A 12,864-nucleotide genomic window follows, 5' to 3' on the forward strand; every position below is an offset into this window, starting at 1 on the left:
CAAAAAATACTCATTATTAGGTTAGATTATCCTGGAGTGGAGTTCATGAATGAAAATTATCCTTATTTATAATACCTTTTTAATATATTCTGATATTCTTGTGTTGTTTTTATTTTTTTTATCCATGTATTTAAAGAATCTAATAGAATAGGTGAGTTGGCTCTTACCGCCCAACCTTCGAAGTGTGTAAAGCCAATATCTGTTTTAATATCCAATTCGGGAATCTTTGCAGACAGGCTTTCCGCTGTTTTTACATCGCATACGGTATAATCAATTTCTCCAGCAGCCACCATATAGGCGAGTTGATTTGCCTGATAAGTTTCATTTTCAACAATAAATATCGAATCGCCTATCTCATGGGATAAATTTTGTAACCGCAATATGCTTGGAGAGTCTTTAGGTACATACAATGTTTTGTGAGACAGATCGAGGTGGTTTCTGATAGGCTCAATACCATTATTAAATTCAGCTTTGCGTTGGACTAATACCAAACGGTTGTTGAGTATAGCTTCAGTGAAACTATATTCATTGCGGAGATTAGAATTTATGGGGATATTGCGAGCTATAAGATCGTATTTTCCTGTTTTAAGACCTTCGAAGCTTTTCTCAAGACTGTTTTCTACAGATATTTGAAAAGAGATATTAGTATAAGTTTGCAATGCCTGAAGAAGTTCGTAATTAGATCCGGCTATAGTATCAGAAGATACGAAATACCCGATTGGATTTAAGTCGGTTACAATATGTAATATTCCTTTCTTTTCTATTTCCCGAAAGTCACGATTGACAGGAGCTTTGTTATACTGTACTATTATATAGACAATAATAACTATTGCGGCTATTATGGCTCCTGAAATTATTCCGAATCGTTTTTTACTTTTCATAGCTTCGGGTTATAAGCACATTGTATTACGTAATTTCAACTGTTTAATGACCGCCTCAGAAATAAAAGCTCCGCGAGCCGATCAATTTGTGAAGTTCCATGAAAGTCCGAATTTGAAAATCATCGGATTTACAGGGTAATTAGGAACTGTGTAATAGTTCGAATCTCCATAGTTTTGAGCAATGTTGTACATCATAAGAAAGAATCGTGTCTTTTTTAGATGAAGATTGATGTATGCTGTGGAAAAAGGAAAATTACCTACCAGAACATCAGTTTGATTGACAAATTGGCCTAAAGCCGGGTCATAGCCTTGTGCATGATATTTTGTTTGATAAAGAGCATCTACACCCAATTGCATGGTTAAGACCTTGGCTAATGAGGTCTTAATATAAAGATTGGTATATATACTGAATCTGGGAACAGGAATAACTTCGTCTTTTGTACTTTTCTGAAAAGCTACTTGATTATCCCAGTGTAGAATTCCGTAATGTAATTTCTGATCGAGGCGTAGTGAGAATACTTGTGATTCGCCTTGTTTGGGTTTTATTCCTAAAGACGATTCGCCTTGATTGCGTTGTATATAAATATAGTCTGTTAGATTTTCTACACCTCCGCTTATTCGGGTTTGTGTATGAGGTATGTAAATTTCTCCTCCGGCATATATACGAACTGTATTGTTTAAAGAATCTTTTTCGCTCCAGTTATAATATTTGGATGTAAAATACCTTTGAAAATATTGAGGTACTAAATGTTTAATATATCCATTTGCTTTTACTATGGCTTTTTGTCCTTTTATGTTGATAGTTGTGCTTATATCTGCGTTGAGTTTAAATGCGCCTTGATCGTATCCTAAGACTCCAAATTCTGCACCAAGATTGTATTTTAAAACTTCTCCTTTTTCTTTGGCTAAGATCCCCCCGATGAATGTAGATGACTCTTTTTGATCAGTCGTAGCTAACCACATCAATTGCTCCATTGGTTTACGGTACAATCTATTGTCTTGCTGTATGTAAGCAGTTAATCCAAATTTGACCCAGTCTCGAAATCCTTCATTCAGAGATATTCCCAATGTGTTTTTGAATGAGTAGTAAGCCATTTGGTCATTAACAGGTTGTCCGTTGCTGTCTGTGAAATTATAGAAATCATTTAAGCCTTCTATATCCTTACTGTAAAACCGACGGCGTTGATCAGTATAACTGTTGGTCAGAATGACACTGGCAACGGGTATGAATTTTTGAGTACCTTCTTTTTCGTAACCGAGGTTATACTTATTTGTTGTATAAAGGTGTTTGCCTCGTAAATAGCTCCAGGTATCTGAAAGGTTTGTAGCATAATTAAGTGAATTTCCTTTTCCGAGCGGATCAGAATCAGGATTATTGAAATTTACACCTCCGTCTTCGGAATGTGTGTAATTATTATTAGCTACAAACGCATGCATCTGATACTTGTCGCTCACATAGGCAGCATAGAAATCGTAGCTTATTTGTTTATCAGCATTATATTGATAAAAACCGCGTGAATAAACATAATCGATATCGAAGCCAACAGTCAAATTTTTATTGAAGCTTATTGACATCTCTCCTGTAAACCTTTCTTCCTTGCTTTGACGGCTTCCTCCCGATTGGTACATAATATTGGAGTAAGGCTGCTTGGTGCTTAAAAATCGCTGGTTGCCTGGAGTTTTATAATAGAATTTATAAGGTTCCAGAAATTGGAATAACGAAGCTTCTTCTTTTTCGAAGAAGAGTTTCGATTGAGCCGGAGAACCCCAGTTGCCCAGATAAGCTATTGCCAGGCCTTGCCCTTCAACAAGGCTTTCCCTATGAAAGTCATATAGCATGGTATCCATTGGTACGGGAATACGTTCGCCCAGAAGAGGATTAATTTTCCATGAAGGAACTGCCGGTGGTATCTTATTTAAAGAATCGAGCTTTAGTGTGGCTTTATTAATTATGGGTTGATCTGCTTTAGGGGTAGTCGCAGCAGCAAAAGTACTGTCGTTATCGAAAATGAAACGAGGTTCTTGTGCGTGAATTGCAAGCACAAATGTACATATATATATAAGGGTAAAAGCGATTCTTTTCATCGCCACAAACTTACATAAAAAAACAGAAATAGGCGAAGCGTTTATTTCTAAATTATAGTTAAGGTCACAGACCTTTTATATACTTATGTTTACCTAAGCAACAAAAGAAGCTGTGACCTTATGTGCCTTATTTTACTCTAGTCCATATTTGATTTCGACCAAAAGCTGAAATACCGACATAGCCTCTCACTTTTAATTTGTCGTTACCATCAAGTGAAACAGTACATTTATATAGTTTCCCTGAGCTTGGATCTAGAATTTTTCCGTTCGAGTATTCTTTACCATCTTTAGATAATCCTTTAATGACATACAATCCTAAGACCGGTTTATCTTTATCTGAATCCGGGCAATTGTTGCATTTTGCATTTTTCTTTTCAGGATTAAGTATTTCTATTACTTTTCCGTAAATTTTACCGTCTTTTTCGGTTATTTCTACAATCGATTTAGCATCCCCTGTTGCATCATCAAAGGTTTTCCATTTTCCAATAACGCTTTGAGCGTTTACCGAAAATACGCTTACCAGAAATACCAATAGAATTGAAATTTTTATTTTTTTCATTTGTTTGAGCTTGTTGCCTTTTTTAATTAATATAATTGTTTAATACTTTATGTTGAATTGGTGTCTTTTTGCTAACTGTTTATTCTCCTAGTTACGTTTAGTCAATACCAGTAGTTGGGTTACTACTTCGGGTATCTCGTCTTCATAATGTGTTACATATATCAATGCCTTATCATTGGTGCAAAAATCCTCTATAATCTTTTTTATGCGATATTTGTTTGCAGCATCCAGTCCATGTAAAGGCTCATCGAGAATGAGTAAATCAGGATTCTTTACAAAAACACGTGCTAATAATACCAAGCGCTGCTCTCCTGTTGATATATTGAGAAATGATATGTCTTTAATGTTTTCAATACCAAATATCTTCATCCATTCTAAAGCAACAATTTCCTGTTCTTCACTGCACTTCTTGTAAAGACCGATGGTGTCGAAGAACCCTGATCCGACAACGTCAAGGCAGCGTACATTTTTCAGATAATAAAGGTGCATTTCGGGTGAAATATATCCGATATGTTTTTTTATATCCCAAATACTTTCGCCCGAACCTCTTTTACGGTCGAACAAAGTTATATCATTTGCATATGCTTGAGGGTTATCTCCCGAGACTAAACTGAGTAGTGTGGATTTTCCCGATCCATTTTCTCCTAATAAAGCCCATTTTTCTCCTCGCTTTACCTGCCAATTAAGCTCCTTTAATATCGTACGTGTTCCGTATCGTATATGTATGTTTTTAAATAAGAGAGCATTTTCGAATGAAAATGGATCTGTGGAGTTATCAAGAAGAGCTGAAATATCAGCTTTATTTTCTGTATTAAACAGATTCTTCTGTAGGCTTGCATCTTTTAAAAACTCTTCGCGGCTTATAGCAGGCAGTAAAGATTTGTTCTTTATGGGTAGAATATGTGTAATAATTGCAGGTAAGTCCTTTGGGTGCGAAAGGATTAATACGATTTGAAGATTTTCCAATCGGGATAATTTCGCCAAAACTTCATTAAGCATCTCTCTTGATTTGGCATCTAATCCAATAAATGGATTGTCTAAAATCAAAATACGAGGCTTTGTTAGCAGTGATCTTACAATCAGGGTTTTTCTGAGCTCTCCACTTGATAGTAGATTGATCGGTTTTTCAACAAGATCTTCAATCTTAAATGCAGTGATAAGCATCTTTACCCATTCTTCTTCTCCTTTCGAAAATAAGTCTCTTACGATGGGTATCTCATGCTCGTCACCAGCATTCCAACGTTGTTGATAGTAACTGTTTTGTATATCGGCAAGGCTATAAATATCACGAAAGGCAACACACTTTACAATGGAGTTGATACTGATATTATTCTTACTGATTATTTCTCCTGATCTTAAGGCGTGCTTTCCCAATAGAATATCTATCAGTAAAGTCTTGCCTCCTCCATTGGGTCCGATAATAGCCCAATGTTGATTGTCTTTTACAGCCCAGTTGATAGGTTGTGAGAATGCTAATGTATTGATGCGGGGAACCGCATTTTTTATTTCTACAAGATTATCTGTTTCCATCTATTTTAATTTCCGATTGTAAAAGTAGTTATTTTGTTGGTCGCAATAAATAAAAAAGTATCACCCATTTTGTGGTAATACTTTTTTATATACTCTTAAAGTGAATTCGAGACAGTCCCCTTTTTAAATAATATTTTACTTTTAAAAATTTAGTCTTTTTTATATCACAAGCTAGTACAAATACTCTGTAAACAGGAGAATCTTTTCCATAATATGGTATTTCATCTTGAAAGTATTCTATTTCCATATCAGTTAATATATGGCATAATTTATCAGATTTGTATTTATTTCTTGTAAATTCAATACAATGAGTCCATGCCCACTTGTCAGATTTAATTTGTGTATATGCGTACTCTATAATTTCTTGCTCTGTTTGAAATGTTTTTACTTGATTTTTTATCCCTTTTTCTGTATAGAACCAAGTATAGAGTCCGCCAATTATTTCAATTCCAAAACCTTCATAAATAGAATTTCCATTGATTGAGTAACTATCGAAATTGCAATGGTTCTCTTTCATCCAATTGTATAATTCTTTTTCGGTTTTAGGTATCTCAATATCATTCATTAAAAGAAGTTTTTCTAATTTTTAGATAATACAAGCATTGGGAACATTATTCTAACATTGTTCTCAATTTGTGAAGCCAATACATCTATTGGTATCTCCAATGTATTTGCCACTTCGTTGTATATATCTTCAATAGATATTTCCGAAATATCTGTTTCACAAAATAGCCTGTCTAAAGGTATTGCTCGGATAGCATCGTCATTAAAACGATCATTAACCGAGAAGTAGAATCCGTGAGACAATAATTGTTTCGCTAGTTCTATTTTTCCTTTGTAGCCATGAATAATCCAAGGTTGGCGTGGCTTATACATTTTTTTGATATGCAGTAATTCGTCCCATGCCTTAACACAGTGAATAATTAAGGGCTTTTGCAGTTGTTCCGATAATTCGACTTGCCGTTCGAATAAGGTTTGCTGAATAGTCAGTTCCGGGCCTTTTAATTTATCGAGTCCTGCTTCTCCGATTGCTACAATACGGGGATCGCCTGCAATTTCTTTTAAAAATTTAAGTTGGGGTTCTGCATCTTCTGAGTACCAGGGATGTACTCCGCACGAAAACCAAGGATAGTTATCGTTGTCTTTGGCATATTCAAAACCAAGAGGATATACATTTACAATATTAGTAATGTTTTGCCTCAGACCCTCGTCATCATCCGGGTTCGGTGAAGGAGCGTCATGCGTATGTATGTCATATAAGTCCATAAAACAATTAAGAATTCTGAGCTTTGCAAGTTAGCCAAAACTTTCAGACTCTACCAAATAAATGACAATTTTTTTAGAAAGTAATTTTATAAGCCCCTAAGTAGCTTCTAAAAAATTACTTTTGTAAATTCACATTCTGTTCGGATCTCACGCCTGTTTGTTGTTTCGGAAATTATAATAACAATGGCCTATTATGGTCCTAAAGTATGTCATTAAGTACGTTCATTTATTTATGTTAGTTATATGCTTACAATTGAAATTTCGGAAAATATAAAATCTCATTGCCCCGATTTTGTTGGTGTAGCTATAATGGCTACAGTGAAAAATACAAAGTACAATCCCGACCTCTGGGATGAGATAAAATCCTGTATCGAAGAGTATAAACGCACTTATAAGATTGAAGATATAAAAAATATATCAGGAATAGACGCTACTCGCAATGCTTACAGGCGATTTGGGAAGGATCCCAATAGATATCGCCCATCCGCAGAAGCTCTGGGAAGGCGTATATTACGTGATTTGCCACTTTATCAAATTGATACGTTGGTTGATCTGATTAACTTAGTCTCAATTCGTACCGGATATTCAATTGGAGGTTTTGATGCAGATAAAATAGATGGTGACAAATTAATTTTAGGAGTTGGTAAAGCTAATGAGCCTTATGAGGCAATAGGCAGGGGACTCCTGAATATCGAAGGTCTGCCGGTGTATCGTGATCTTTCAGGAGGTATAGGTACTCCGACCAGTGATAACGAGCGGACTAAAATAGATTTGGGTACGACCCGTTTTCTGGCTATAATCAATGGATATGACGGAAAAGAAAGGTTACCCGAGACGGTCAATTATATGCAATCGTTGTTGACTCGGTTTGTGAACTCCGACGGTGGCGAAGTAATTTATTTTTAAGTTTACTGACTTTTTATACTTACCATTTAATAGAATATAGAGAATGAGTACATCAATTATAGCGGATCTACGTCTTCATAATCAGCTTCTGAGAGGATCGAATTTTACAACTCCTCAGGAAGTAGTGTCTTGGATGGGAGCAGTTCAAGCACAAGATTTTAATATGGCAAAATGGGCTCTTGGGGTGCGTCTACCTGTGCTGACAAATACTACGGTTGAAGATGCTTTAAATAAAGGAGAGCTTGTTAGGACACATATATTACGTCCTACATGGCATCTTGTTGCAGGTAAAGAGATTCACTGGATGTTGAGCTTATCGGCTCCCCGATTAAAAGCCATACTGAAAACGTATGCAAAAATGCTAGAGCTGACTGATGCTGCAATTGAAAAAGGAAGCGATATCATTCAACAGGCTTTAAGTGAAGGTGAACATCTAACCAGACCTCAATTAGGCGAAAGGTTGAAAAGTAAAGGGATGGATGTAAATCCACATCAGTTGAATCATATTATGTTTAGTGCCGAACTGCATGGTATAGTTTGTAATGGAGAAATAAACAAGAATAAGCAGACCTATTGTTTACTGGAAGAAAAAATACCCAAGACAGAAGTATTTGATAAACAGATTGCCCTTGAAAGATTGGCTCGTAAGTATTTCACCAGCCACGCACCGGCTACACTGCAAGACTTTGTATGGTGGTCGGGTTTAACGGTTGCGGATGCAAAAGCAGCTATGGAAATGATCAAGCCCGATTTTGTTGTCGAAAAAATAGATTCATTAGACTATTGGATAAATAATTCTTTTACAGAAACTAAAGAGAGTCAAGAGTCTGTCTTTTTGTTGCCTGCATGGGATGAGTTTGTAGTTAGTTATAAAAACAGACAGCATATTGTTGCTGATGAACATTACTCGAAAGTAATTTCCAGGAATGGGATCTTTAAGCCTGTGATTGTTAAAAATGGGCAAATCATTGGTATGTGGAAGCGGTTGAAAAAGAAAGATAGTATTTCAGCGGGTATTGAGTTATTCGGGGATGTTGATGTACCTACTGAAAACTTAATTAAGCAAGCATCCCGGTCATTTGAATTGTTTCACATCTGACTCTGTCTGCTAACATTCAGATGATTATCGAAGTGAAGTTGCCTATGCAGACTGTGTTTAAGCCAAAGCAATAAAAATTCAGAGATACTTTATGGAACAGGATCGTATCCATGACCTCCCCATGGATGGCAGCGTGATATTCTTTTGATTGCAAGCCATGTTCCTTTTATTGGACCATATTTTTTGACCGCAAGTACTGCATACTCCGAACAGGTAGGGGCATAGCGACAAGTGGGAGGTTTGAGCGGAGAAATACAATATCGATAAAAGTATATCGGTATAAGTACTATATAGGATAGTATTTTACGAATTATTTTCACTTTTTGATTCTAATTGGTTCTTTCCGTTTAATGTATTTATCGTTTTCAATACAGCCTTTTCTATTTCAGAATATGTAGGCAATTCGCTTTTGAGATACAGAAAAGCTATATCAAAGGATTTGCCTGATTGCGCTGCAAACTCAATAAATTCGTTTTTATTCAATCGGTAAGCCTCACGAATTAATCGTTTAACTCTGTTTCTTTTCACAGCTCGTTTGAAACGCTTTTTTGAAACACTGGTCAGTATTGAAACAGTTGGTACCCCGTCTTCCAAATTACATTCACGAGTTATATAAACCACTCTTAAAGGATAGGCTATAAAAGAACTGCCTCCTGCAAAAAGGGCTTCGATTCTTTTTTCGGCATAAAGCCTCTCTTCTTTACAAAGTGTATATTGATTTTCTTTTTCAGGCATTTTTTTATACTAATAGCAACAAAGATACGTTTTTTGAATGAAGCATATATCAGTTCAATTATATTTCTGAGAGAGTAAAAAAAACTGTATTTTTGTGAAACAAGTAAACAAAACAACAATAAAGATTTAGAACACCCATTAAGTGTAAAGTAAAGGATGGCTGATACAATAACATGGTACGTAGATTATTTTGACGATTTAGATATTCATAAGTTATACAACTTGCTTTATTTACGTGCTGAGATATTTGTCGTGGAACAAGAATGTCCTTATTTAGACCCGGATAATAAAGATCAGAAAGCTTTACATTTACAAGGTTATCTGGGAGAAAAACTTGTAGCTTACTGTCGGTTATTTAAACCGGGCGACTATTTCGCTGAGGCGTCTATCGGTAGAGTTGTTGTTGCAGCTGATTTTCGGAAGTATGGTTATGGACATCAGTTAATGACGAAGGCAATAGAACTTCAGGCATCTTTACTGAATGAAACTCAGATAACGATATCGGGGCAGTTGTACCTGAAGAAATTTTATGAAAGTCATGGTTTTATTCAGACCTCCGAAACTTATTTAGAAGATAATATTCCACATATACAAATGAAGTTGAATTAACGAAAATATATAATATCACTATGAAAAAAAAGATTTTAGTAACAGGTGGAACCGGATATATAGGTTCACATACAGTTGTTGAATTACAAAATGCAGGGTATGAAGTAGTCGTTGTTGATAACTTGTGTAATTCGACTGCTGACAGTATTGATGGTATTGAGCGTATCACCGGAATTCGTCCAGCATTCGAGAAAATAGATTGTAACGATGAGGAAGCATTACGCAAAGTATTCGCGAAATACTCTCCAATCGGTGGGGTGATCCACTTTGCAGCTAATAAAGCTGTTGGAGAATCGGTTGAAAAACCTTTGTTATATTATAAGAATAATCTGGTATCATTAATCAATGTTTTGGAATTGATGCCCGAATTTAAAGTGAAAGGTGTTGTGTTTTCTTCATCTTGTACAGTTTATGGAGAGCCTGATGTCAATCCTATTGATGAAACAGCCGCTATTAAACCGGCTGCGTCGCCCTATGGTAAGACTAAACAGATCAATGAAGAAATTATTCAGGACTTTGTGGCTTCCGGAGCCAATATTAAGAGTATAATCTTACGCTATTTCAATCCGGTAGGTGCGCATGCTACTGCTGAGTTAGGCGAATTACCCAATGGTGTACCTCAAAACTTAGTTCCTTTTATTACTCAAACTGCTATGGGTATCCGTAAAGAGTTGAGTGTATTTGGAGACGATTATGATACACCTGACGGTTCATGTGTTCGTGACTTCATCAATGTGGTAGATTTAGCTAAAGCTCATGTTGTTGCAATGGATAGAATGTTGCAAGATAAATCTCCGGATAAAGTGGAAATTTTTAATTTGGGTACAGGAAACGGTGTGTCAGTATTAGAACTTATCCATATTTTCGAAAAAGTATCGGGTGTGAAAGTAAACTATAAAATAGTTGGACGTCGTGCCGGAGATATTGTCAAAATATGGGCAGAACCATCTAAAGCCAATAACGTATTGGGATGGACAGCAAAAGAAACTATTGAAGATACAATGGCATCGGCCTGGAAATGGCAGCAAAAGCTTAGAGAAAAAGGTATTATGTAATTCGGCAGAATGAGAATGTATATAAAGAGGGGATTGTTAAAATCCCCTCTTTATATTATATAGGGGCTGAGAACTTAAAACAGAACTGTCAGGCTAAACTTTATATATTTCTCTTTGTTTTATAAATAGATAAAATCAGGTTATAAATTTATTTATTTCTAAAAACTGATAAAAAATGGACTCTTCAGGTTTCTGTGCATTGCTTGGATCTATCAATTGGCTCTGGTATATAATAGCCGTGATAGTCGTATTTGTACTTGGGGGAATATGGTTTTCTTTCTTGTTTAAGAATATGTGGATTAAAGTATTTAAAATTGAGATGCCTGAAGGTAAACCCCAAGGTGTCGTATTCACAATGATAATTCAGCTTATCGTAACAGCATTGTTCGGGCTTGTATTTTTTATTTTGGTAAAACTATCCTTCTGGGTTGCCCTTTTAGCTCTGATCGGATTTTGTGGATGGCAAAAAGGCAGCCTCAAATTTCGCTATACGAAATGGAGTGAATATATTCAAGCTGCTATCGTAGAGGCAGGATACACCTTTCTGGCTGGGATGGTTTTTATATTATTGGGCTTGCTCTAAATTAAAGATAATGTAGATAGACTTCCTTGTCGAAAACTATTACTTTGGGGATACCTACATCTGGTCAGTCAGCCGAAGATATTGTGATAAATCCAGCCGGATCACGATTGTGGGTTCGCTCAACCATTTGGTTAATAAAAGATTCCGTCTTAATAGACGATATTGCTAATTATCAAGATTACTCGAGTGTAGTTCTGATCAATGTAGGTACATTGACCGATAATAATAGTATGATTGCTTTTCGAGTAACTTATTCGTAAGTAATAACTATTGGTAAATTCAAAGTTATGCATGTATGATTTTATGACTTGCTTATTAGGTAAATAGAGGTATTTAATATTATTTATTAAATTGTAATCATCTGTCAATGTACTGTTTGACTATATGTCACATGCTACTGTTGCTTTTTAATTCATTTTTTACTGCAAAATGGTGTCTATCTTCTTCTTAAAAGTCGTATTTTTGCATATCCCAATCCATAAGGCAAAATGATAGATACAAATGCCAATATACTATTGATTTATACCGGAGGAACCATCGGTATGGTCGAGAATAATGTCACAGGCGTTCTCGAGGTGTTTGATTTTGCTCATCTGACAAGTCATATGCCCGAGTTGCAGAGGTTTAAATACCATATTAATACCATTGTATTTGACCCCCCTATTGATTCATCGGATGTATGCCCATCTCATTGGAGAAAATTGGTGCATATTATTGAGGATAATTATGCCGAGCACGATGGCTTTGTAATATTGCATGGGACAGACACAATGGCTTACACTGCATCGGCTCTTAGCTTTATGATTCAAAATTTGCAAAAACCAATCGTTTTGACCGGAGCTCAATTGCCCATTGGTAAATTAAGAACAGATGCAAAGGAAAACCTGATAACTGCAATGGAAATAGCAGCATCAAAAGACTCTATTGGCTATCCTATAGTGCCAGAGGTCTGTATTTTCTTTCAGACTAATCTAATCAGAGGAAATCGATCGACAAAGATAAATGCAGATAATTTTAATGCGTTTAAATCCTATAATTATCCGGGATTAGGGAAATCAGGAATACAAATTCGTTACGACAGAGATAAAATTTTGACTCCTAATTATGAGAAAAAGGTATTTTTTCATTATCTGATGGATAAAGATATTGTTATCTTGAAAATGTTTCCCGGAATTACGAAATCAGTTGTAGATGCTATATTGAATGCAAAAGGGGTAAAAGCCGTAGTTTTGGAAACATATGGTTCGGGTAATGCTCCTAGATACGACTGGTTTATAGAGGCATTATTGGATGCCGTAAAGCGAGGGATAATTATTGTGAACATAACTCAGTGTGAGATGGGTTGTGTAGAAATGCAACGGTATGAAACCGGTCACGAACTCTTAAAAGCCGGAGTTATTAGCGGATATGATGCTACGGTAGAAGCTACTGTGACAAAGTTGATGCACTTGTTGGGGCATAAATACTCACGTGAAGAAATAATAGTAAGAATGCGCGTGCCATTGGCAGGAGAATTAACCCGCCCCGACGATGACCGACAAATCTGATAAGTATAA

At 35.9% G+C, this 12,864-nt stretch carries 15 protein-coding genes; 7 read left to right on the top strand and 8 right to left on the bottom strand.

All coding sequences use genetic code 11. From position 1 onward, the window contains the following. Positions 1 to 62: 62 nt before the first annotated feature. From G7051_RS10915 to G7051_RS10940, 6 genes are all read right to left on the bottom strand, one after another. Positions 63 to 881: a transporter substrate-binding domain-containing protein gene (locus G7051_RS10915; protein ID WP_166200243.1), complete on the bottom strand. Its 819-nt coding sequence runs from the start codon at positions 879 to 881 to the stop codon at positions 63 to 65. An 81-nt stretch (positions 882 to 962) separates the two neighbouring features. Beyond that, the gene (locus tag G7051_RS10920; RefSeq protein ID WP_166200245.1) at positions 963 to 2,966 is read right to left on the bottom strand and encodes a putative porin; all 2,004 of its coding nucleotides are present in this window, start codon (positions 2,964 to 2,966) and stop codon (positions 963 to 965) included. A 127-nt stretch (positions 2,967 to 3,093) separates the two neighbouring features. Beyond that, positions 3,094 to 3,525, bottom strand: coding sequence for a DUF2147 domain-containing protein (locus G7051_RS10925; protein ID WP_166200247.1), 432 nt, complete (start codon positions 3,523 to 3,525; stop codon positions 3,094 to 3,096). 87 nt (positions 3,526 to 3,612) lie between these two features. Continuing rightward, on the bottom strand, positions 3,613 to 5,055 hold the full coding sequence (locus G7051_RS10930; protein ID WP_166200249.1) for an ATP-binding cassette domain-containing protein: 1,443 nt from the start codon (positions 5,053 to 5,055) through the stop codon (positions 3,613 to 3,615). A gap of 85 nt (positions 5,056 to 5,140) precedes the next feature. Further along, on the bottom strand, positions 5,141 to 5,620 hold the full coding sequence (locus tag G7051_RS10935) for a hypothetical protein (RefSeq protein WP_166200251.1): 480 nt from the start codon (positions 5,618 to 5,620) through the stop codon (positions 5,141 to 5,143). Between the two features lie 14 nt (positions 5,621 to 5,634). Beyond that, the gene (locus G7051_RS10940; RefSeq protein WP_166200253.1) at positions 5,635 to 6,321 is read right to left on the bottom strand and encodes a TatD family hydrolase; all 687 of its coding nucleotides are present in this window, start codon (positions 6,319 to 6,321) and stop codon (positions 5,635 to 5,637) included. A 243-nt stretch (positions 6,322 to 6,564) separates the two neighbouring features. Between G7051_RS10940 and G7051_RS10945 the strand changes: the two genes are divergently transcribed. Both G7051_RS10945 and G7051_RS10950 read left to right on the top strand, forming a co-directional pair. Beyond that, on the top strand, positions 6,565 to 7,227 hold the full coding sequence (locus tag G7051_RS10945) for a B3/4 domain-containing protein (RefSeq protein WP_166200255.1): 663 nt from the start codon (positions 6,565 to 6,567) through the stop codon (positions 7,225 to 7,227). Between the two features lie 43 nt (positions 7,228 to 7,270). Next, positions 7,271 to 8,326: a winged helix DNA-binding domain-containing protein gene (locus G7051_RS10950; protein ID WP_166200257.1), complete on the top strand. Its 1,056-nt coding sequence runs from the start codon at positions 7,271 to 7,273 to the stop codon at positions 8,324 to 8,326. Between the two features lie 89 nt (positions 8,327 to 8,415). Here G7051_RS10950 and yidD read toward each other — a convergent pair whose 3' ends face one another. Together yidD and rnpA are read right to left on the bottom strand one after the other, a co-directional pair. Further along, complete coding sequence (gene yidD, locus G7051_RS10955) at positions 8,416 to 8,637, bottom strand: membrane protein insertion efficiency factor YidD (protein ID WP_166117702.1); 222 nt, start codon at positions 8,635 to 8,637, stop codon at positions 8,416 to 8,418. After that, entirely contained in the window at positions 8,630 to 9,061 is a 432-nt protein-coding gene (gene rnpA / locus G7051_RS10960; RefSeq protein ID WP_166200259.1) for a ribonuclease P protein component, read from the bottom strand. Before rnpA ends, yidD begins: the two co-directional genes overlap by 8 nt. Before the next feature lie 156 nt (positions 9,062 to 9,217). Between rnpA and G7051_RS10965 the strand changes: the two genes are divergently transcribed. The 5 genes from G7051_RS10965 to G7051_RS10985 all read left to right on the top strand — a co-directional run bounded on the left by G7051_RS10965 (position 9,218) and on the right by G7051_RS10985 (position 12,855). Continuing rightward, a complete protein-coding gene (locus G7051_RS10965; protein WP_166200261.1) occupies positions 9,218 to 9,670 on the top strand; it encodes a GNAT family N-acetyltransferase in 453 nt (150 codons plus the stop codon). A 20-nt stretch (positions 9,671 to 9,690) separates the two neighbouring features. Further along, positions 9,691 to 10,725: a UDP-glucose 4-epimerase GalE gene (galE, locus tag G7051_RS10970; protein ID WP_166200263.1), complete on the top strand. Its 1,035-nt coding sequence runs from the start codon at positions 9,691 to 9,693 to the stop codon at positions 10,723 to 10,725. A 175-nt stretch (positions 10,726 to 10,900) separates the two neighbouring features. After that, positions 10,901 to 11,308, top strand: coding sequence for a hypothetical protein (locus G7051_RS10975; RefSeq protein WP_166200265.1), 408 nt, complete (start codon positions 10,901 to 10,903; stop codon positions 11,306 to 11,308). Between the two features lie 26 nt (positions 11,309 to 11,334). Next, positions 11,335 to 11,568 (top strand): hypothetical protein, encoded by a 234-nt coding sequence (locus tag G7051_RS10980; RefSeq protein WP_166200267.1) that lies wholly within the window; start codon positions 11,335 to 11,337, stop codon positions 11,566 to 11,568. A 228-nt stretch (positions 11,569 to 11,796) separates the two neighbouring features. Beyond that, positions 11,797 to 12,855, top strand: a complete 1,059-nt coding sequence (locus tag G7051_RS10985) for an asparaginase (RefSeq protein WP_166200269.1) — start codon at positions 11,797 to 11,799, stop codon at positions 12,853 to 12,855. The last annotated feature ends 9 nt before the right edge of the window (positions 12,856 to 12,864 follow it).

The organism is Dysgonomonas sp. HDW5B, assembly GCF_011299335.1.
GTDB lineage: Bacteria > Bacteroidota > Bacteroidia > Bacteroidales > Dysgonomonadaceae > Dysgonomonas_A.